Origin of the sequence: Bordetella genomosp. 9, from assembly GCF_002261425.1 — a bacterium.
Taxonomy (GTDB): Bacteria; Pseudomonadota; Gammaproteobacteria; order Burkholderiales; family Burkholderiaceae_B; genus Bordetella_C.
In genome coordinates this window covers 288,685-307,562 of record NZ_NEVJ01000003.1, presented here as the reverse complement: position 1 = coordinate 307,562, position 18,878 = coordinate 288,685, and the positions used below count along the sequence as shown (strand labels likewise).

The window sequence follows — 18,878 nt, the reverse complement described above, 5'->3', positions numbered from 1 at the left end:
TGTCTCAGGCCTCGTTCACGACCTTGCCGTCCCGCACCACTTCCCTGCCGTCCAGGCTGACCGTGCAGCGGCGCAGCGGGATATCGATGTGGCACGCCGTGGTGCGCGAGCCGCCCGCCTCGTTGTTGGGTCCCAGCGAGAACAGGAAATTGCCTTCGTAGGCGCGCGCGTCCATGCCGAGCGTGGCTTCGCGATCGTACATCGCCAGCGTGCTCCAGTGCGCGCGCGGCTGCAGGCCCCAGCCGATATGCGAAATCGCATAGGCTTCGGGGTCGTTGAAGGTCTCCATATAGGTGCGCAGCAGTTCCGCGTCGACCCCGCCTTCGATGCGGGTGGCGTAGCCGTTTTCGACCGTCAGGACGATGGGGTCGGCCACATAGGACTTCTGCGGCAGCACGATGTCGCCGCGATCGATGACGATGGTGCCGTTGGCGCCGCCCTCGTCCGGGAAGGTCAGGACGAAGCCGCTGGGCCAGTGGTCCCAGCGGCCGGGCTCGTCGACGAAGCCATATTCGCTGATCGCGGGAAACTCGCCCAGGGGGCACACCAGCGACGTGCCGGCCGCGGACGTCACCGTCATCTGCTTCGCTTCACGCACCCGGCGTGCGGCGGCCTGCACCCGCGCGCGGTCGTTTTCGGTCGGCACCAGCCGCGCCAGCACCTCGGGCGGCTCGACCGCCAGCAGGATCTTGGTGCCGCCCTGCAGGATCTCGTGCTGCTCCGGCGAAAACAGCAGCGTCATAAGGTCCAGCACCAGGTCGCTGGCCTTGAGCGCCGCCATCGCCGCCTTGTTGCCGGTCAGGGGCGTGGTGCCCAGGTAGGCCAGCGCATCGCGGCTCAAGGCCTTTTCCCCGTTGACCGGCGGCAGGTCCAGGCGGTTCACCACCGCGCCCATATCCTGGCAGGCGATCAGGGCCGTGGCCAGGGTCTGCGGGTGCGTGGCCGCGCCGGTCAGTATCGTGACCGCCTGGCCGGCACGCAGATTCGATAGGGTCAGCACCTGTTTCCAGGCGCGGATCATTTCGTAGTCGGCTACTGGCATTTTCGTTCCTCGATCCACTGCCACTTTACTGAACGGCACCCGGCAGCGCGAGAACGCCGCCGCGCCGCCTAGCCCGGCAGGCGGGCGCCCAGGAAATCGCCGAACGCGGCGTAGAAGCCCGGCTCGTTGTCCCAGGGAATCATGTGGCCGGCATCCGGCACGCGCGCGTGCAAGGTGCCGGGCTTCAACTGCTGGATCTCCGCGACGTCCTCGTCCTTGACGACGTCGCCGCGCGCGGCGGTGACCAGCATCAGCGGCACCGCGACCGCCGGCAGGTTGCCGTGCACGTCCTGGGTATGGAATTCGTCGAAGCTCTGGCGTATCGCCCGCTCGTCGCAAGTATGCAGCCATTCGGCGCGCAGGCGCAGCTGTTCTTCCGTCCAGGTGGGACAGAACTTCCGCATCTCGTCCACGCCCATGCCGGCGCGCGCCTGGGCGATCGAATCGACGTACCACGGCAGTTGCGCCGGATAGGCGCGGCGGCCGGGACCGGATACCGGCGGATCGACGGCGACGACGCGCGCCAGCCCGGCCGGCGCGCGGCTGGCCGCGCGGATGGCGATGCGTCCGCCCATCGAATGGCCGACCAGGCTGTAGCGGGCCAGGCCCAGCGCCTGGGCGAACGCGTTCACGTCATCGGCCTGCGCATCCAGGCCATAGTCCAGTTCATCGCCCGCCTGCGACAGGCCGCGTCCGCGCACGTCCAGGACATAGGTGTCGAAGACCTGGCCGAAGCGTTCGCCGACGAAGCCCCAGGTGATGGCCGGGCTGGTGATGCCGGGGATGATGATGACCGGATCGAGCCCGCCGGCCGGCGTCGCGCCGGTGGCAGCGGCGGCAGCGCCTGCCGCGCGGGGCGCGTAGCGCAGGTAATGCTGGCGGATGCCGTTGGCGTGGATGTTGGCGCCATATCGAAAAGTGCTGGACATATCGCGGGGCTCCCGTAGTGGCGGCAGTCAGTATGCGCCCGACAACAACGCGCCGGCGCCCGGCACGATGCGTTCCAGGTCCAGGGACTTCAGCATGGCGTAGGTGGTGGCGATGGCCGCGGTGATGACCGGCTTGCCGGTCATGGCTTCCACCTGGGCGACGACCGGCAGGGATGGCATCTGCACGCAGGCCGACAGCACGACCGCGTCGGCGCGCGACAGGTCCATGCCGGCGACGATGCCCGGCAGCCGCGACGGATCGTGCCGCCCGACTTCCAGGTTGTCCGGGATTTCCAGCGCGCGGTGATCGACGACTTCATAGCCTTCGTTGGCGATGTAGTCGATGACCAGCTGCGTCAGCGGCTTCATGTACGGCGCCACCACGGCGATGCGGCGCGCGCCGATCACGTCCAGCGCGTCGATCAAGGCGCCGGCGCTGGTGATGACCGGTGCGTCCGCGCCATTGGCCGCGGTGTGCGCCTTCAGGCGCTGCTCCGACTGGCGGTGATAGCCTGGCCCCATCGCCATGATGGCGACCAGGCAGGCATAGCCCAGCACGTCCACGCGGGCGTCGCTCAGTTCGACGGCGCAGCGGTCGGATTCGGCATCCATGGCCGCCAGCTCTTCCTTCACCACCTTTTTCATGCGCATGCGGCTCGAATGGAAGGTGAAGCGTTCCGGCCGTATCTGCTGGCGCGCCAGCAGCATGGCGGGAATCTCGGTTTCCATCGTGGTATTGGAGCTGGGAACGATCTGGCCGATGCGATAGGTGCGCTGCATGGCGGTCTCCTGTATCAGAGCTTGAACAGCCGGCGGGCGTTGCCGCTGCAGATTTTTTCGCGCACGGCTTCGTCCATCGGCGCTTCTTCGATGAACCGCGCGGCGATGCGTGTCGATTCGTAGGGATAGTCCACCGAAAACATGACGGCGTCTTCGCCCATTTCGGCGATCGCTGCCGTCAGGGCGGGCGGCGAGCACACCCCGGACGTGGTGATGACGATATTGCTGCCGATGTATTCCGACGGCGCCCGCTGCAGCGTGATGCCATGCGAGTACACCGAAAAGCGGCTGTCGAAGCGCCAGCGCTGGAACGGCAGCCCTTCGCCCATATGGCCCAGGATCAGTTTCAGGCGGGGAAAGCGGTCGAACACGCCGCCGAACAGCAGCCGCAGCGCATGCGTGGCCGTTTCCACTCCCCAGCCCCAGGTCGCGCCGACCAGCTCGGGATGGCCCTGGTAGGCCTGCGGCGTCACGTAGGGATCGACGGGATGCAGGTAGAGCGGCACGTCCAGCGCCTGCATGCATTCCCAGAATGCGTCATAGGCAGGGTCGTCGTAGTAACGCCCGTTGGTGTGTCCGTTGACCAGCGAGCCCTTGAAACCGTACTGGCCCACACAGCGTTCCAGCTCGCGCGCCGCCGTCGCGGGGTCATGCATGGGCAGCACCGCGAAGCCGCCGTAGCGGTCCGGATGCCGCGCGACCTGCTCGGCCAGGAAATCGTTGTTCTGCCGTGCCCGGCTCAAGGCCAGCGCGGCATCAGGCTCCGCCTGCACGCCGGGACCGGTCTGCGACAGGATGACGTAGTCGATGCCGGCCTCGTCCATCTCGCGCAGGCGCACGCCGTCGAAGTCTTCCAGCCTGGCGCCGATGTCGGCGAACACCGCCGGATCGATGTGCTGGGAAAAGCTTTTCGTGTAGTCCTTGAAGCCCACCGCGGTGTAGTGCTCTTCGAAGGCGATCTTGCGCACCCTGGCCATGCATGTCCCCTGACGATCAATCTGGTCAGTATACTGACTTTATAGTCAGCGTACTGACAAATTAGGGAAATCCTGGATACGCTGGCGCAGGCCTGGAAATGGGGTGCGTCAGAAGGCGCGCAGCTGGGCGCGCCCGTACTGGTTATTGGCTTCGACCAGGGTGGACAGCAGTTTCATGAAGAGCTGCTGGTTGCGCGGCGACAGCGGTTCCAGCAGGCGCTGCTGTGCCCGCGCCATGCCGGCCTGCAGCAGGCCCATGATGCGCAGGCCTTCCTCGGTGATCATCGCCTGGCGCGAACGCTTGTCGTTGGGATTGACGCGCCGCTGCGCCAGGCCGCGCTCCTGCAGGCGCTTGATGACGTCCGCGGTGGTGGTGCGGTCCAGCCCCAGTTCCATGCCGAGGGCGGTCTGGTCCATCCACGGGCTGAGCGAGAGCGCGGTCAGCACGCCGTACTGCACCGGCGTGATGTTCTGCGTCCTGCACTCCTCGAAGAACATGGCGTAGTGGATCTGGTTCAGCCGCCGGACCAGATAGCCCGGCCTTGCGAAGAGCACCTGCTTGGCAGGCGCGAATACCGTATCGTCAGGCCCGTCCAGCGCCGGCGAGGCGCTTGGCCGCCCCCGCCGCCGGGCTGTTGCCTTGGGTCGAATATCCGCGTCTGCCATGAGAGGACTGCGAGTGGCCGCAAAGTTGTTAGTGTACTGAATATTACACCATCGCCTCCGCCGTGCTTCGCGGCTGAGGACGCGGGGAACCCGCGGCCGCGCGCACGGCGCCGGGACGGCCGCCCTGCTCTCTACTGCCCCATCGGCGCCTTGCCGTTGCTGATGTCCATGATCATCCGCGTCGCCAGGTACATGCGCGGCACGATGGTTTTCACTTCGATGTACTCGGCGGCGTTGGAGTGCGCGCCGAAGCCGTTGACGCCGAAGCCTTCGATGACGGGCCCGCGCGCCTTCAGCGCGGCGAACGCCGCATCGGTGCCGCCGCCGGCCGCGCGGTCCACCACCTTGATCGACATGTCCAGTTCACGCTGGTAGATGTCCTTGCCGTAGTTGGCCAGCGCGCGCGATGCCGGGGTGGCTTCCAGCGGCGGACGGCGCACTTCGAACTTCATGCTGACCTTGGATTCCGGCAGCAGCTTGTTCTTGATGCGCTCCTGCAAGGCCTGCTGCAGCGCATCGAAGTCGGCCACGCGCAGCGCGCGCGCATCGGCCTGCGCGCTGGCGCTGCCGGGAATCACATTGCGGTTGGTGCCGGCCTGCGCCACCGTCCAGTTCAGTTTCAGGCCTTCGTCCGGCTTGGACAGGTCGTCCAGCTGCAGGATCTGGTGCGACAGTTCGTACAGGGCGTTCACCCCGCCTTCCGGACGCGAACCCGCATGCGAGGTGCGCCCTTCCACCGTCAGGTAGGCGGCGCCGATGCCGCTGGTGGCCAGCCGCAGGTCGCCGTGCGTGCCGCCGCCTTCGAACGAGAACACCGCATCCTGCTCGGCACCCAGCCGCGTGATCGTGCTGCGCGCGCCGGGCGAGCTGATTTCCTCATCGCCGTTGAACAGCACCGTCAGGGTGCCGAAGTCGTCGAAGTTCAGCTTCTGCAGCAGCGCGACGGTATGGATCACCAGCGCCACGCCCTGCTTGTCGTCGGCGATGCCCAGGCCGTAGGCGCGATCGCCGTCGACGCGGAAAGGCTGGTCCTTCAGCATGCCGTTGCGATAGACCGTATCCATATGGGCGATCAGCATGATCTTCTTGCTGCCCTTGCCCTTGAACTCGGCATGCACCATCGGGCCGATGCTCTCTGGCGTATCGCCCATGCGGAAAACGTCGGTCGGCTTGATGATCTGCACCGAACCGCCCATGGCCTTGAGCTTGTCGGCCACCAGCGCCGCGATCCGTTCGACGCCTTCGACGTCGCGGCTGCCGGACTCGATGCCGACCAGGTCGCGCAGCGTGTCCAGCATGGGCTGCTGCTGCGCCTTGGCCGCGTCCATGATGTCGGCGACGGGCTCGGCCCCGGCCGCGCCGGCGCCCAGTGCGGCGAGGATGAGCACCCCACCCGCGGCGGCACGGCGGAACTTCGGCGATTTGAACTGCATGTCGACTCTCCCTTCCCTTGTGATGGTCCGACGATGATAGACCGAGGCCACCATCCGGGAAAACCGCCGCCGCCCGCGCGCGCGTGGGCCGGCCCGGCGACAGTGGACGCATGGCCGGCGCTAGTGCTACGCTGACGGAAATTCCAAATATCGTTTGTTCAATCCTAAATATTAGGAAATAAGCATATGCCTGATTCGATGGTTGCGCCGCTGTCCGGGATCACCGTCATCGAGATCTGCAACGTCGCCGCGGGTCCGTTCTGCGGCATGCTGCTGGCCGACATGGGCGCCGATCTGATCAAGATCGAACATCCCGAAGGCGGCGATACGCTGCGCAGCTGGCCGCCGATCACCCAGGGCTACAGCGAGAACTTCGCTTCGCTGAACCGCAACAAGCGTTCGGTGACGCTGAACCTGAAGGACGCCCGCGACATCGAAACGGCGCGCGACCTGATCGCCGGCGCCGACGTGCTGCTGGAGAACAACCGCCCGGGGGTCATGGAGCGTCTCGGGCTCGGCTATGCCGCCCTGCGCGAACGCAATCCACGCCTGCTGTACTGCTCGATTTCGGCCTACGGCCAGTCGGGGCCGCGCGCGCATGAAGGCGGCTTCGACCTGACCATCCAGGCGATGAGCGGCATCATGAGCGTCACCGGCGAAGCGGGCGGCGCGCCGGTCAAGTGCGGTGTGCCGGTCGCGGATTTTTCCGCCGGGCTGTACGCGGCCTTCAGCATCGCCAGCGCGCTGCGCCAGGTGCAGGTCACCGGCCAGGGCGCGCATATCGATGTCTCCATGCTCGGCGCGACGCTGGGCATCGCCGCCTTGCAGACGTCGGAATTCTTCGGCAGCGGGCGCGACCCGGCCAAGCTGGGGTCCGCGCATCCGCGCAACGCGCCGTACCAGGCTTTCCGCTGCCGCGATGGATACTTCGGCATGGCGGCGGGCAACAATGCGCTGTGGAAGAACGTCTGCGCGGTCGTGGGCCAGGCGGACTGGTACGCCGATCCGCGCTTCGCGGACACCAGCCTGCGCGCCCGCAACCAGGACGTCCTGCGCGAAATGCTGGAAGCGATCTTCGCGCGCGAGGACGCCGCCCATTGGCTGGCGCGCTTTCGCGAAGCCGGCGTGCCCTGCGCGCCGATCAATTCGTACTCGCAGGTGCTCGACGACCCGCAAGTCGCGCACATGGGCTGGGTGCAGCCGGTGGAATTGCCCAATGGCGTGCAGACGCGCACCTTCGGCATGCCGGTGCGCTTCGATGGCCAGGGCGGCGCCATCCGCCAGCGCCCGCCGGGCCTGGGCGAGCACAACGAGGAAATCCTGGGGCCCCTGCGCGCGCGGCAGCTGGCCGCCGAGGGGGCGAAATGAACGGCGAAACGAGCGCCCTGGTGCAGCGCCGGCGCGAAGGCGGGACGGTACGCATCCGCTTGAATCGCCCCGAAAAAATGAACGCGCTGTCGGCGGACATGGTGGAGGCCCTGATCGACGCGGTCGAGCAGTCCCACGAAGAAGCCCGCCGGGCGGACACCCGCGTGATCGTGCTGGAAGGCGAAGGCCGCAACTTCAGCGCGGGCTTCGACTTTTCCGATGTGGAAACGCAATCGGAAGGCGACCTGCTGCTGCGCTTCGTGCGCATCGAGACCTTGCTGCAGCTGCTGCATGCCTCGCCCTGCCTGACGGTGGCGCTCGCGCATGGCCGGAACTTCGGGGCCGGCGTCGACCTGATCGCCGTGTGCCGCCAGCGCTACGCCACTGGGGACGCCAGCTTCCGCATGCCGGGCCTGAAGTTCGGGCTGGTGCTGGGCACGCGGCGGTTCGCGTCCCTGGTCGGCACGCGGACGGCTCGCGCGCTGCTGGAAACCGCCGCGACCTTCGATGCGGGGCATGCCCGTGACATCGGATTCGTCACCGCGATTGCCGCGCGTGACGAATGGCCGGCGCTGTGCGAGGCCGCCGCCGCGCGCGCGGCCGAACTGCCGGACGCCAGCCGGGGCGCGCTCTACGACGCATTGGCCGACCGCTCGGACGACGAGGACCTGGCGCGGCTGGTGCGGTCGGCCGCCACGCCCGGGTTGAAGCAGCGCATCTCGGCTTACCTGCACGCCGCGCGCGCGCCTTAGAACAACACGCCACCACCACGGCAAGCACCCTTTCACGGACGCAGATCCAGGGAGACACGGCATCATGGGATCCGGCTTCAATCAACCGAACAAGCAACGCACGCTGGCCGAACTGGCCAGCCTGATTCCCGACGGCGCTTCCGTCGCGTTGGGCGGCAGCTTCCTGCACCGCGGCCCATTCGCGCTGGTGCGCGAGCTGATCCGCCAGGGCCGCCGCGACCTGGAACTGATCAAGCAGTCGCCCGGCTACGACGTCGATATCCTGTGCCGCGCCGGCACGCTGCGGCGCGTGCGCGCCGGCATCGTCGCCATGGAAGGCAACTTCGGCCTGGCGCCGGGCTACCGCAAGGCCATCGAACAGGGCAAGGTGGAACTGGAAGAGCACGCCTGCGCCAGCCTGACGGCGGGCCTGCGGGCGGCCGCCTATGGCGTGCCGTTCATGCCCTGCGGCGGACTGCACGGCAGCGAACTGCCCGCGCTGAATCGCTGGGCCTGCCTGGACGATCCCTACGGCAGCGGCGGCAAGACCTGGGTGATTCCGGCGATCCGGCCGGACTTCGCCGTCATCCATGCCAGCGAGGTCGACGCCAAGGGCAATGTGCGCGTGCGCGGCACCTATCACTGGGACCGCATCATGAGCCGCGCGGCCGGCAGCGTGCTGGTGGTGGCCGAACGCATGGTGGACAGCGCGGTGTTCGAGCGCGAGCCGGAAGCGACCGTGGTGCCGTATTTCATGGTGCAGGCGCTGGCGGTGGTGCCGCACGGCGCGTGGCCGGGATCATGCTGGCCGGACTACGCCATCGATTACCCGGCGGTGGAACGCTACATGGACGCCGCGCGGCCGCTGGATGCCCACATGGCCGAAGCGCCCGAAATCCGGGAGACCGCCCATGCATGAATCCTGGTCGCCCTTCTCCTACATCGTGATCAACCTGGCGCGCTTCATCCGGCCGGACGAGATCACCTTCAGCGGCGTGAACTCCACGTTCCCCATGCTGGCCTGCCTGCTGGCCAAGCAGGCCTACGATTGGGACTTCGTCTATATCAACGTGGCCGGCGGCGTGGACCCGCGGCCATCGCACGTGCCGCTGTCCAGTTCGGATCCGGTGCTGGCCGAGCATTCCGCGTCGATCTTCGCCAACGAGGATTTCTACGACCTGTGCACGCGCGGCCGCATGGACCTGACTTTCCTGGGCGCGGCGCAGATAGACGGCGAAGGCTGCGCCAACAATTCCAGCATCGGCGACTGGCACCGGCCCAAGGTACGGCTGCCGGGCGGCGGCGGCGGCGCCGTCATGCTGCCGACCGCGCGCCGCGCCTGCACCTGGCGCACGGAGCATTCGACCCGCACCTTCGTGCGCAAGCTGGACTTCACGACCTCCTGGGGCGGCTTCCATGGCGTGGTGACGCCCATCGCGGTATTCGTCAAGCGTGACGGCCGCCTGGCCCTGCGGTCCTGGCATCCGCAGGCCAGCCTGGACGAGGTCCGCGCGCGCACCGGCTTCGAGTTCGACGCGAGCGGCGCCGGGCCCACCGAGCCCCCGACCGCCGGCGAACTGCGCGCCCTGCGCGCGCTGGATCCCGACGGCCAGTTCGAACGCGACGCCGCCGTCAGCCTGCGCTGACGGCCGGCGGCAACCACGGGAGGCCCACATGCGCGACGATCATCAGCAGGCGACGGAACATAACCTGCCCGCGGCGCTGTGGCGGCGCTGGCGCGACCCGGACTGGGTGGGCCGCCCGGCCCTCATCCACGAAGACGCCACGCTGTCCTATGGCGAGCTGGCGGCACGCGTCCAGGCGGTCGCGGCCTGGCTGCGCGAACGCGGCGTGGGCCGCGGCGACTTCGTCGGGTTGGCGATGGAGCGCTCGCCCGCCCAGGTATGGGCGCTGCTCGGCGCCTTGATGGCGGGCGCATGCCCTTGCCCGTTGGAGCCGCGCATCTCGGCCGACGAAACCCGGCGCCGCGTGGACACGGTCGGGCTGGCCTGGATGATCGCCGACGCCGCGCATGGCGCGTCGGCGGCGGATTGCGGCTTGCCGGCGGCGCGGCAACTGGACTGGGATGCCGGACCGGCGGGCCTTGGCTACCGGAACACCGGCCGCCGGGACGCCCCGGCGCCGATCGACGAGGACCCGCCCGACTGGCTGGCGCCCGACGATCCCGCCCTGCTGCTCTTCACCTCCGGCAGCACCGGCAAGCCCAAGGGCGTGCTGCTGAACCATCGCGGCTTGTCGTGCAATGCGCGCGGAGTGGCGGCCCACACGGGCTTGCGGCCCGACGACCGGCTGCTGCACGTCATGCCGCTGCATCACACCAATGCGATCAACAACCAGCTGCTGGCGCCCTTCTACGCCGGCGCGGCGGTGATCCTGGGCGGCCGCTTCCGCGCCGAGGACATGCCGGCGCTGCTGGCACGCCACCGGCCCACCATCATTACCGGCGTGCCCACCATGTACGCGCGCATGCTGGACCTGCCGTTCGATCCCGTCGACCTGGCCCGCCTGCGTTTCGCGCGCTGCGGCTCGGCGCCCATCACCGAAGCCCTGCACCGGCGCATCGAGGACTTCCTGGGCTGCCCGCTGATCGTTTCCTACGGCCTGTCGGAAGCCACCTGCACGTCGACGATGAACCCGCCGCACGACCGCCGCATCGGCACCGTGGGCACCGTCCTGCCCGGCCAGCGCGTATTCCTGCGCCGCGCCGACGGCGGCATCGCGCCCCAGGGCGGCGAAGGCGAAATCTGCATCGCCGGCGACAGCCTGATGACCGGCTATATCGGCGCGCCGGACCCCGGCATCGCCGAAGGCGTGCTGCGCACGGGCGACCTGGGACGTTTCGACACCGACGGCTACCTGAGCATCACCGGCCGCATCAAGGACGTGATCATCCGCGGCGGCGAAAACATATCGCCTTCGCTGATCGAACGCGCCCTGGCGGCCCTGCCGGCGGTCGCCGCCTGCGCGGTGGTCGGCGGCCCGCACGAGGACCTGGGCGAAGTCCCGGTCGCCTTCGTGGTCGGCCGCGACGGCCAGGGCATCGACGAAACGGCGCTGCGCGGCGAGATGCTGCGCGCGCTGGGCCGCATCTACGTACCCGAACGCTTCATCGCCATCGATCGCCTGCCGGAGAACGCGATCGGCAAGGTGGACCGCAACGCGCTCGCCGCGCGCCTGCGCACGGCTTGAAACAGGCAGTCGTCGTGCCGCATCGAAGAATGCGGCGCATACGCAAACCCCCAAGGGGTATAAGAGGAGACACACCATGCATCACCACTGGCGTACCCTTGCGAGCGCATTCACGCTCGCCCTGTGCGCGGCCGCCGCGCCCGCGCAGGCGCAGTCCGGCGATTGGCCCGCGCGGCCCATCAAGCTGGTCGTTCCCTTCCCGCCCGGCGGCGCCAGCGATGCCGCCGGCCGCATCTACGCGCAGTACCTGACGGAGAAACTCGGCCAGACCGTCGTGGTGGAAAACCGCGCCGGCGCCGGCGGCGAAATCGGCGCGGACCACGTCGCAAAATCCGACCCCGATGGCTACACCCTGCTGCTGGGCGCGCTGGGCAGCCACTCCATCCATGCCGCGCTGGGCGAAAGCCCCTACGACCTGGGCAAGGCCTTCGTCGGCGTGTCCATGGCCGCCACGGTGCCCATGGTCGTGGCCGTGAACAGCAAGGTGCCGGTCAACTCCATCGCCGACCTGATCGCGCTGGCGAAGCAGAAGCCCGGCCAGCTGACCTTCGGGTCCGCGGGCCCGGGCACGCCGCAGCAGATGGCGGTCGAACTGTTCAAGGCCGACACCCACACCAACCTGATGCACGTGCCCTACAAGGGCAGCGGCCCGTCGGTGGCGGCGCTGCTGGGCGGACAGGTCGACCTGGTGTTCGAAACGCTGCCCGCCTTGCAGGGCAACGTCAACACCGGGCGCATCCGCGTATTGGCGGTCACCAGCGCGCAGCGCTCGCCCAGCATGCCGGACCTGCCCACGCTGCAGGAAGCGGGCGTGCGCGGCTACGACGTCACCAATGCCTATGCCGTGCTGGCGCCCGCGCGTACGCCGCGCGCCGTCATCGACAAGCTGGCCCTGGCGATGAAGGCCGTCGGCGCCATGCCGGACGTGCAGCAGAAGTTCCGCCAGCAAGGCGCGCAGGCCGTGACGTCCACGCCCGACGAGACGACGCACATGCTGCAGGCGGAACTCAAGAAGTGGACCGCCGTGGTGCACGCCGCGGGCGGGAAGGAGATCGCGAAGAAGTAGGCGGGACGCCGGCGGCGGGGAATTCGCTGGTTTCGCGCGCCAGCTCGGCGATGGCGCCGACCAGCGGATCGAGCACGTCGCGCTTGTAGACGGCGACGAATTCCACGGGCGGCAAGGCGGGACGCGTATCGATCCGCCGCAGCTGCCCGCTTTCCAGTTCCTTGCCGCAGGAACGCAGCGGCAGCAGGCTCACGCCCAGCCCCGCCATGGTCAGGTCCGCCAGAACGCGCACGTTGCTGCACGACACCACGGGCTGGTAGGACGCCCTGCCCGCGCTGAACCACTGCTCGATCACCGGATAGTGATGCGAGGCTTCCGACAGGCCCAGCACCGGCCAGGCGGCCAGCTCGGCCGGCGACAAGGCATGGCGCGGCAGGCGCATGGCCGGCGGCGCCATCCACACGAACTCGTCGTAGCCCAGCGACAGGCAATGCAGCCGGGGCGCCTGTACCGGCCCGGTGGCGATCGCCAGGTCCAGCTCGCCGCTGGCCAGGCGGTCCACCAGCGGCGTGGTGAGCGCGATTTCCAGTTGCACCGTGACGGTGGGAAACCGCTCGCGCAGCGCCGCCATCAGGCGCGGCAGCCAGGTCATCGCAACCAGCCCCGCCACGCCCAGGCGGACGATGCCGCTGGCCGAGCGCGCGTCGCCGATGTCGCGGGCGACGTCGGCGGCCAGCCCGACCATCTGCCGGGCGCGCGGCAACAGCGCCCGTCCACGCGGCGTCAGCACCGCCCGATGTCCGCTGCGGTCGAACAAGGCCACGCCCAGGGTGGCTTCCAGCTCGCGCATGCGGGCGGAAATGGTCGATTGCGTGGCATGCAGCGCCTGCGCGGCCGCCGCGAAACTGCCGGTATCGACGATGCGGATGAAGGTTTCCAGCTGCCGTATCTGCATGCGCGTGCGGTCCGATGCGTGGGAAGCCTGCGGCCGGCACCGCCGAAGGCGCCGGGACTTGATCGAAGTATCCGATGAATCAAGTCAAAAATAAATCGCTTTCTTCGATAAAGGCGTACGCCTAGACTGTTTTCGAACCCACGGCGACAGCCGCGCGACCGCGGGGCACAACGGAGGAAGACATGGGCGCCATCGAACGCATCCTTGCAGAACACCACGACGAATCCGCGCGCTTTCGCGAAACGCCCTTCACCGGGCCCGTGGTCTGGAGCCGCGAAACACTGGCGCCCGACGACGGCATCATCGCCCTGGACGCCGCCAGCCGCGCGGAACTCGACGAACTGGTCGAGACCCTGCGGCGCAATCCCCTGCCCACGCCGCTGCTGCAGCTGGAAGACTTCGACCTGCCCGCCTGCCGCGCGATGATGGCGCGGGCCGGACAGGAACTGGCGGACGGCGTGGGTTTCGTCATCATCGACAAGCTGCCCATGGACGACTACAGCGTCGACGAGGCGCGCGCCGTGTACTGGCTGCTGTCCCAGATGGTGTCGCGCCCGGTGGCGCAAAGCTGGGACGGCAAGGTGATCTACGACGTGCGCGACCTGGGCAAGCCGCCGGGCAACGGCGTGCGCCCGGACATCACCAACGCCGAACAGAATTTCCACACCGACAACAGCTATAACCTGTATCCGCCCGACTACGTGGCCTTGCTATGCCTGCGCCCCGCCATGGAAGGCGGCGTCAGCAGCATCGTCAGTTTCTACTCGGTCTACAACGAGATGCTGGCCGCGCATCCCGATCTGGTCGAACGCCTGTACCAGCCCTATCTGTTCGACCGCCAGCGCGAACACGCGCCGGACGACGCCCGGCTGATCAGCCACCCGTTGTTCCAGGAGCGCGACGGCGCCACCCTGTGCCGGCTGTCGCACCGCCATGTGGTGACGGGCTATGCCATGGCCGGACAGGAAATGGACGAGCTGACCCGGACCGCGCTCTACACCCTGGAATCCACCATGATGGAGCCGCGCTTCGCGCGCGAGTTCTTCTTCGAGGCAGGCCAGATACAGATCGTCGACAACACCCGGCTGGGCCACCGCCGGACCGGGTTCGTCGACTATCCGGAGGAGCACCGCAAACGCCATCTGGTGCGCCTGTGGCTGCGCAACCATGGGCGCCGGTTCTACAACGGTTGAGCGTCACGCCGCCGGGACGACGATGATCCGGGCGGCGGCAACCCGCTATCGGCTTCAGGCGTCGCCGCGGTATCCCAGCAGCTCGGAGACCTCGCCGGCGCACTCGGCGACGGCCGGCGCCAGCTCCTTCATGCGGGCCGCCGTCAGCCGCTCCAGCGGTCCCGATATGCCCAAGGCCGCGACGGCCTGGCCCAGGCCGTTGAAGATGGCGACCGCCACGCCGCCCACCGTGGCGCGCCATTCGCCGCGGTTCATCGCGTAGCCCTGGCGCCTGATCCTGCGGATTTCCTCTTCCAGGGCCGCCATGGTGGCGATCGTCCTGGGCGTATGCGCCTGCAGGGCGTCCGCGCAGCGCGCGACATAACCGTCGGGCTGATGCGCCAGCAACACCTTGCCGGTGGCGACGGCATAGGCCGGCGCGCGGCCGCCGATGTACGAATACGCGCGTACCGGTTGCGGGCTGTCGATCTTGTCGACGTATACGACTTCGATGCCATCCAGCACCGACAGGTGCACCGTTTCGCCGGAGCGCTCGGCCAGGCGATGCATGGCCGGCTGCGCCAGCTTGCGGACATCCAGTTGCGCCAACTGGCGCGCGCCGAGTTCGAACAGCCGCACGGTCGCGCGGTATTCGCCGCTGGCTTCATCCTTCACGATATAGCCGGCGTGCGCCAGGGTCTGCAGGGTGCGGTGGGTGTTGCTGCGCGTCAGGCCGACCCGGTTGGCCAGCTCTTCTATCGTGCGCGGCCGATGGCCGACCTCGGTGACGGCCTCCAGCACCATCAGCCCCTTCAATAACGTCTTGTCCATAAGGGATCCTGTGTCGCCGCAAAGATACCACGGCGCGCGCACGGAACCTGGCCGGCGGCGGCGCTACGAAGCGCACTTCTGAATCCATGGAAAGGAAGGGAAGATGATCGTGATCAGCCCGATACAAGCAGGCAAGGCGCGCCCGGTCGACACGCAGCGCCAGGAAACCCACGTCAGTATCACGCACGGCGCCCTGGCGCGCGCCACGGCGGCGATGGAATCGGTTCCCAAGGCCGGCGATACGGTGCTGCTGGCCAGCGGCGTCAAGGTGGACCCGCGCATCGCCAAGGCGCTGGACCTGTACGTCGCCGACGCACGGCCCGGCGAAGACCGCATCACCGCACGCCAGCGCATCGAAGCCGCGATCGCCCAGGGCCACAACGCCAAGCTGTCGCTGAAGGGACTCGGCCTGCTGGAGCCGCCGCCCATCATCCCCGCCGTATTCAGCCTGGACCTGTCCGATAACCAGCTGACGAGCGTGCCCCCGCTCCCCTGCGATATCCAGTTTCTGCTTTTGGCGCGCAATTCGATCAAGGCGCTCACGCACCCATTGCCCTCGCAACTGGTCGTGCTGGATCTATCGCACAATGGGCTGACCGGCCTGCCGGACAACCTGCCGGAGCGGCTCACCCGCCTGGATGCGCAGGGCAACCAGCTTTGGGCGCTGCCTTCCCGCCTGCCCCGCGACCTGCGGATATTCAACGTCGCCAACAATCCCGGCAAGCTGAAAAAGGCGGCGCGCCAGCGCCTTTCGACGGAATCGGCGCGCCGCATCTACGACGTGGCGATGGGCGGGCCCGGCGTATCGGCCGCGCGCGCGCGCAAGAATCTGGACAATACGCGATGCGAAGCCAACTTCGATGCGCAGATGACGCGCATCGGCCCGCACCGGGCTTAACGGTACCGCGGGCCGGCGCTTACAGGTACGCAGCCTGCTCCAGGCTCAAGGATGCCTTGACCTGCCGGCTGGTGTCGTCGATCAGCAGTTCCGCCTGGCCGTCGCGGATCGCCGCCACGATCTTTTCCGCGGCCACGGCGGGCGCGGTCTTCGGCGCATCCAGCGCCCGGACCATGTCGGTGTCCATATAGCCCACGTGCACCCCGGTCACCTGGATGTTCCGCTCCTTCAGTTCGGCGCGCATGCCATTGGTCAGGGCCCACGCGGCGGCCTTGGAGGCGCTGTACATCGTCGAATTCGGGATCACCAGCCAGCTCAGCACCGACAGCACATTGGCGAAGGCGCCGCCGCCATTGCCCGCCACCACCGGGGCGAATGCGCTGCTGACGTTCAGGATGCCGAAGAAATTCGCGTCCAGCAGCTGGCGGGCGCGTGCCGGCGCATCGGCGCTCAGGGCCGCCCCGGGCACGCTGATCCCGGCGTTGTTGACGACGATCTGGACGTCCGCGCAGCGCTCGGCCGCCGCGCGCACGCTCTGGGGGTCCGTCACGTCCAGCGCGACGGGGATGGCGCCCGGCAGATCCACGCTGTCGGGATTGCGCGCGCCCGCATACACCTTGGCGCCGGCTTGCAGCAGCGCCTGCGCGATGGCCTTGCCCAGGCCCCGGTTGGCGCCCGTCACCAATGCAACGCTTCCTTTGATTTCCATGATGTCACTCCGTCAGGTTGCGGCCGACGACAGGTCCGCCGTCTTGCCGTATGATTAGATGTCAATCGACATCTAATTAGATGTCAGGTATCATCTAAATGTCAACCACAATTTTTCAGGGAGTGCTGCCATGCGGAAATCCCGCGAAGAAGCCGCCCGTACCCGCGAGCGCATCATCGCCGCGGCGGGCCAGGAGTTCCGCCGCAACGGCATCGCAGCCACCGGGCTGGCCGGCCTGATGAGCGCCGCCGGCCTGACGCACGGCGGCTTCTACAAACACTTCACGTCGAAAGACGAACTGGTGGCCGAAGCCTGCGGCAAGTCCATCAACGGCGTGCTCGACGACCTGGTGGAGCGCGTCGCGCAGGAACCGCCCGAACGGCGCCTGGCCGCTTTCCTGGCGTCCTATCTGTCGGTCGCCCATCGCGACACGCCGGAAAACGGCTGCGGCCTGGCGGCGCTGGGCAGCGAGCTGGGACGGGCCGGCGATGCCACGCGCGCCGCCACCACGCGCGCCTTCGAGCGCATGGCGGACATCATCGTCCGCTACCTGCCCGACCCGCAGGCGCCGGACGCGCGGGCCCGCGCGCGGACGATCATGGCGGCCCTGGTCGGCACGGTGGCCATGGCGCGCGCCATCGATGACCCGGCCCTGTCGGATCGCCTGTTGGAAGACGCCAGGAAGTCGCTGGCCGATATGGCGGCGGCCGCCCATCAAGCTGGCACGAACGAAGCTGGCGCGAACCAGGCCGGCAAGAACGGATAAAGATGGGCATGGCGCGTGCTGTGGGGCGCCAGCGCCTCCCACGGCCGCCCATGGCCGCCGGGATGGCCCGATAAAAACGGGGAATATCCATCCATGATCGAAGCTGTCTGGTACCTGCTGGTCGGCGCCCTGCTGATCGCCATGGCCCTGGCCCGCAACCTGATCGCGCGGCTTCCGATGACCGGCGCCATGGTGTATCTGCTGGTCGGTTTCGCCATCGGCCCGGCGGGGGTCGGCCTGCTCAAGGTGGATATCTTCCAGGACACGCATGTCCTGCGCATCATCACCGAGACCGGCCTGATCGTGTCGCTGTTCGCCATCGGCCTGCACCTGCGGGCTCCCCTGGGGCACCGGCTGTGGTCGCCGCCCTTCCGCCTGGCGCTGCCGGCCATGGTCATCACGATCGCCATCATGGCCGCGGCGGCCTATTACGGCCTGCATCTGGACATCGGCCCCGCCCTGGTCCTGGGCGCCGCGATGGCGCCGACGGATCCGGTGCTGGCCAGCGAGTTGCGCCCCCGCGAGGCGGGCGACGACGATTCCCTGCGCTTTTCGCTATCGGGCGAAGGCGGCGCCAATGACGGCGCCGCCTATCCTTTCGCCCTGCTGGGCATGATGCTGTGCGGTATGCCCGACAGCAAGCTGGACCAACCGTGGCTGCTGGCCGGCGAGCTGGCCTGGGGCATCGTCTCGGCGGTCGCCATCGGCCTGGCCATGGGCACCCTGACGGAAGCCCTGGTGGCGCGCCTGCGCATACGCTACGCCAAGGCGCTGGGCTTCGAAGGTTTCCTGGCCCTGGGATTGATGACGACCTGCTATGGCCTGACGCTGATGGCGCACGGCTATGGCTTCCTGGCGGTGTTCTGCGCCGGCGTGGCCCTGCGCCGGCGCGAGATGCGGGAAACCGGCGAGTCGACGCCACGCGCCGCGCTGCACGACGTCACGCACGGCGAGCGCAAGGAGGCCGCCAAGGATCCGGAACTCGCCCACGCCTATCTGGCGGAATCCATGATGGCCTTCTCCATCGAGATGGAACGCATCGTGGAGCTGGCCCTGATGCTGATCATCGGCAGCGTCATCTCCGCGCACTGGCGGGACCTGATGTCATGGCCGCTGCTTGCCATGGTCGCCCTGCTTTTCTTCGTGGCGCGGCCGGTGGCCGTGCAGGCCGCCATGGCGGGCACCGCCGCGGCCTGGCGCGAACGCCTGGTGGCGTCATGGCTGGGTTTCCGCGGCGTGGGGACGTTCTTCTATCTGCTGTTCGCGCTGGAGCAGGTGCCGCAGCAGGTCAAGCCGCTGATGCCTTACCTGCTGGGCACCATCACGCTGTCGGTCTTCATCCATGGCTGCTCGGCCCTGCCGACGCTGACCTGGTACTACCGCAAGAAGCCGGTCGAGGAATAAG

At 68.3% G+C, this 18,878-nt stretch carries 19 protein-coding genes; 10 read left to right on the top strand and 9 right to left on the bottom strand.

All coding sequences use genetic code 11. From position 1 onward, the window contains the following. Nucleotides 1-4 precede the first annotated feature (4 nt). The 6 genes from CAL26_RS12630 to CAL26_RS12605 form a co-directional block, all read right to left on the bottom strand. Nucleotides 5-1,042, bottom strand: a complete 1,038-nt coding sequence (locus CAL26_RS12630; RefSeq protein ID WP_094847267.1) for a 2,5-dihydroxypyridine 5,6-dioxygenase — start codon at nt 1,040-1,042, stop codon at nt 5-7. Nucleotides 1,043-1,110: 68 nt separating this feature from the next. Next, nucleotides 1,111-1,971: an alpha/beta fold hydrolase gene (locus CAL26_RS12625; RefSeq protein ID WP_094847266.1), complete on the bottom strand. Its 861-nt coding sequence runs from the start codon at nt 1,969-1,971 to the stop codon at nt 1,111-1,113. Nucleotides 1,972-1,998: 27 nt separating this feature from the next. Then, entirely contained in the window at nt 1,999-2,751 is a 753-nt protein-coding gene (locus CAL26_RS12620; protein WP_094847265.1) for a maleate cis-trans isomerase family protein, read from the bottom strand. A gap of 14 nt (nt 2,752-2,765) precedes the next feature. Then, nucleotides 2,766-3,728, bottom strand: a complete 963-nt coding sequence (locus CAL26_RS12615; RefSeq protein WP_094847264.1) for an amidohydrolase family protein — start codon at nt 3,726-3,728, stop codon at nt 2,766-2,768. A 108-nt stretch (nt 3,729-3,836) separates the two neighbouring features. Then, the gene (locus CAL26_RS12610; RefSeq protein ID WP_094847263.1) at nt 3,837-4,394 is read right to left on the bottom strand and encodes a MarR family winged helix-turn-helix transcriptional regulator; all 558 of its coding nucleotides are present in this window, start codon (nt 4,392-4,394) and stop codon (nt 3,837-3,839) included. 131 nt (nt 4,395-4,525) lie between these two features. After that, complete coding sequence (locus CAL26_RS12605; RefSeq protein WP_094847262.1) at nt 4,526-5,827, bottom strand: M20/M25/M40 family metallo-hydrolase; 1,302 nt, start codon at nt 5,825-5,827, stop codon at nt 4,526-4,528. 186 nt (nt 5,828-6,013) lie between these two features. Between CAL26_RS12605 and CAL26_RS12600 the strand changes: the two genes are divergently transcribed. The 6 genes from CAL26_RS12600 (at nt 6,014) to CAL26_RS12575 (ending at nt 12,202) form a co-directional block, all read left to right on the top strand. Continuing rightward, entirely contained in the window at nt 6,014-7,195 is a 1,182-nt protein-coding gene (locus tag CAL26_RS12600) for a CaiB/BaiF CoA transferase family protein (protein ID WP_256988389.1), read from the top strand. Beyond that, nucleotides 7,192-7,947, top strand: coding sequence for an enoyl-CoA hydratase/isomerase family protein (locus CAL26_RS12595; protein ID WP_094847261.1), 756 nt, complete (start codon nt 7,192-7,194; stop codon nt 7,945-7,947). The genes CAL26_RS12600 and CAL26_RS12595 overlap by 4 nt, the downstream gene beginning before the upstream one ends. A 64-nt stretch (nt 7,948-8,011) precedes the next feature. Next, entirely contained in the window at nt 8,012-8,845 is an 834-nt protein-coding gene (locus CAL26_RS12590) for a CoA transferase subunit A (RefSeq protein ID WP_094847260.1), read from the top strand. Beyond that, the gene (locus tag CAL26_RS12585) at nt 8,838-9,572 is read left to right on the top strand and encodes a CoA-transferase subunit beta (RefSeq protein ID WP_094847259.1); all 735 of its coding nucleotides are present in this window, start codon (nt 8,838-8,840) and stop codon (nt 9,570-9,572) included. The genes CAL26_RS12590 and CAL26_RS12585 overlap by 8 nt, the downstream gene beginning before the upstream one ends. A 28-nt stretch (nt 9,573-9,600) precedes the next feature. Next, the gene (locus CAL26_RS12580; RefSeq protein ID WP_094847258.1) at nt 9,601-11,136 is read left to right on the top strand and encodes a class I adenylate-forming enzyme family protein; all 1,536 of its coding nucleotides are present in this window, start codon (nt 9,601-9,603) and stop codon (nt 11,134-11,136) included. A 76-nt stretch (nt 11,137-11,212) separates the two neighbouring features. Next, nucleotides 11,213-12,202: a tripartite tricarboxylate transporter substrate binding protein gene (locus CAL26_RS12575; RefSeq protein WP_094847257.1), complete on the top strand. Its 990-nt coding sequence runs from the start codon at nt 11,213-11,215 to the stop codon at nt 12,200-12,202. Here the strand turns inward: CAL26_RS12575 and CAL26_RS12570 are convergent. After that, a complete protein-coding gene (locus CAL26_RS12570; RefSeq protein WP_094847256.1) occupies nt 12,144-13,097 on the bottom strand; it encodes a LysR family transcriptional regulator in 954 nt (317 codons plus the stop codon). The two genes, CAL26_RS12575 and CAL26_RS12570, sit on opposite strands and share 59 nt — an antisense overlap. Nucleotides 13,098-13,279: 182 nt before the next feature. On the opposite strand from CAL26_RS12570, the gene CAL26_RS12565 reads away from it, so the two are divergent. Then, the gene (locus CAL26_RS12565; protein WP_094847255.1) at nt 13,280-14,290 is read left to right on the top strand and encodes a TauD/TfdA family dioxygenase; all 1,011 of its coding nucleotides are present in this window, start codon (nt 13,280-13,282) and stop codon (nt 14,288-14,290) included. Nucleotides 14,291-14,344: 54 nt separating this feature from the next. Here the strand turns inward: CAL26_RS12565 and CAL26_RS12560 are convergent, their stop codons facing one another. Next, nucleotides 14,345-15,100 carry an IclR family transcriptional regulator gene (locus CAL26_RS12560; protein ID WP_094847254.1) on the bottom strand — a complete coding sequence of 252 codons (756 nt, stop codon included), beginning with the start codon at nt 15,098-15,100 and terminating at the stop codon, nt 14,345-14,347. A 103-nt stretch (nt 15,101-15,203) separates the two neighbouring features. Here CAL26_RS12560 and CAL26_RS12555 point away from each other — a divergent pair, with 103 nt between their 5' ends. Continuing rightward, on the top strand, nt 15,204-15,998 hold the full coding sequence (locus CAL26_RS12555) for a hypothetical protein (protein WP_094847253.1): 795 nt from the start codon (nt 15,204-15,206) through the stop codon (nt 15,996-15,998). Nucleotides 15,999-16,017: 19 nt separating this feature from the next. On the opposite strand, the gene CAL26_RS12550 is transcribed toward CAL26_RS12555, so the two are convergent. After that, nucleotides 16,018-16,707, bottom strand: coding sequence for an SDR family oxidoreductase (locus tag CAL26_RS12550; RefSeq protein ID WP_094847252.1), 690 nt, complete (start codon nt 16,705-16,707; stop codon nt 16,018-16,020). Nucleotides 16,708-16,837: 130 nt separating this feature from the next. Between CAL26_RS12550 and CAL26_RS12545 the strand changes: the two genes are divergently transcribed. Both CAL26_RS12545 and CAL26_RS12540 read left to right on the top strand, forming a co-directional pair. After that, entirely contained in the window at nt 16,838-17,473 is a 636-nt protein-coding gene (locus CAL26_RS12545) for a TetR/AcrR family transcriptional regulator (protein ID WP_094847251.1), read from the top strand. Between the two features lie 93 nt (nt 17,474-17,566). Further along, nucleotides 17,567-18,877 (top strand): cation:proton antiporter, encoded by a 1,311-nt coding sequence (locus CAL26_RS12540; RefSeq protein ID WP_094847250.1) that lies wholly within the window; start codon nt 17,567-17,569, stop codon nt 18,875-18,877. Nucleotide 18,878 lies beyond the last annotated feature (1 nt).

What these genes read in the sequence shown, in the direction of transcription:
- CAL26_RS12545 (WP_094847251.1), top strand. Translation starts at nt 16,838, where the DNA reads ATGCGGAAATCCCGCGAAGAAGCCGCCCGTACCCGCGAGCGCATCATC.
- CAL26_RS12540 (WP_094847250.1), top strand. Translation starts at nt 17,567, where the DNA reads ATGATCGAAGCTGTCTGGTACCTGCTGGTCGGCGCCCTGCTGATCGCC.
- CAL26_RS12595 (WP_094847261.1), top strand. Translation starts at nt 7,192, where the DNA reads ATGAACGGCGAAACGAGCGCCCTGGTGCAGCGCCGGCGCGAAGGCGGG.
- CAL26_RS12580 (WP_094847258.1), top strand. Translation starts at nt 9,601, where the DNA reads ATGCGCGACGATCATCAGCAGGCGACGGAACATAACCTGCCCGCGGCG.
- CAL26_RS12620 (WP_094847265.1), bottom strand. Translation starts at nt 2,751, where the DNA reads ATGCAGCGCACCTATCGCATCGGCCAGATCGTTCCCAGCTCCAATACC.
- CAL26_RS12585 (WP_094847259.1), top strand. Translation starts at nt 8,838, where the DNA reads ATGCATGAATCCTGGTCGCCCTTCTCCTACATCGTGATCAACCTGGCG.
- CAL26_RS12590 (WP_094847260.1), top strand. Translation starts at nt 8,012, where the DNA reads ATGGGATCCGGCTTCAATCAACCGAACAAGCAACGCACGCTGGCCGAA.
- CAL26_RS12560 (WP_094847254.1), bottom strand. Translation starts at nt 15,100, where the DNA reads ATGGACAAGACGTTATTGAAGGGGCTGATGGTGCTGGAGGCCGTCACC.
- CAL26_RS12550 (WP_094847252.1), bottom strand. Translation starts at nt 16,707, where the DNA reads ATGGAAATCAAAGGAAGCGTTGCATTGGTGACGGGCGCCAACCGGGGC.
- CAL26_RS12570 (WP_094847256.1), bottom strand. Translation starts at nt 13,097, where the DNA reads ATGCAGATACGGCAGCTGGAAACCTTCATCCGCATCGTCGATACCGGC.
- CAL26_RS12605 (WP_094847262.1), bottom strand. Translation starts at nt 5,827, where the DNA reads ATGCAGTTCAAATCGCCGAAGTTCCGCCGTGCCGCCGCGGGTGGGGTG.
- CAL26_RS12630 (WP_094847267.1), bottom strand. Translation starts at nt 1,042, where the DNA reads ATGCCAGTAGCCGACTACGAAATGATCCGCGCCTGGAAACAGGTGCTG.
- CAL26_RS12610 (WP_094847263.1), bottom strand. Translation starts at nt 4,394, where the DNA reads ATGGCAGACGCGGATATTCGACCCAAGGCAACAGCCCGGCGGCGGGGG.
- CAL26_RS12565 (WP_094847255.1), top strand. Translation starts at nt 13,280, where the DNA reads ATGGGCGCCATCGAACGCATCCTTGCAGAACACCACGACGAATCCGCG.
- CAL26_RS12625 (WP_094847266.1), bottom strand. Translation starts at nt 1,971, where the DNA reads ATGTCCAGCACTTTTCGATATGGCGCCAACATCCACGCCAACGGCATC.
- CAL26_RS12615 (WP_094847264.1), bottom strand. Translation starts at nt 3,728, where the DNA reads ATGGCCAGGGTGCGCAAGATCGCCTTCGAAGAGCACTACACCGCGGTG.
- CAL26_RS12575 (WP_094847257.1), top strand. Translation starts at nt 11,213, where the DNA reads ATGCATCACCACTGGCGTACCCTTGCGAGCGCATTCACGCTCGCCCTG.
- CAL26_RS12600 (WP_256988389.1), top strand. Translation starts at nt 6,014, where the DNA reads ATGCCTGATTCGATGGTTGCGCCGCTGTCCGGGATCACCGTCATCGAG.
- CAL26_RS12555 (WP_094847253.1), top strand. Translation starts at nt 15,204, where the DNA reads ATGATCGTGATCAGCCCGATACAAGCAGGCAAGGCGCGCCCGGTCGAC.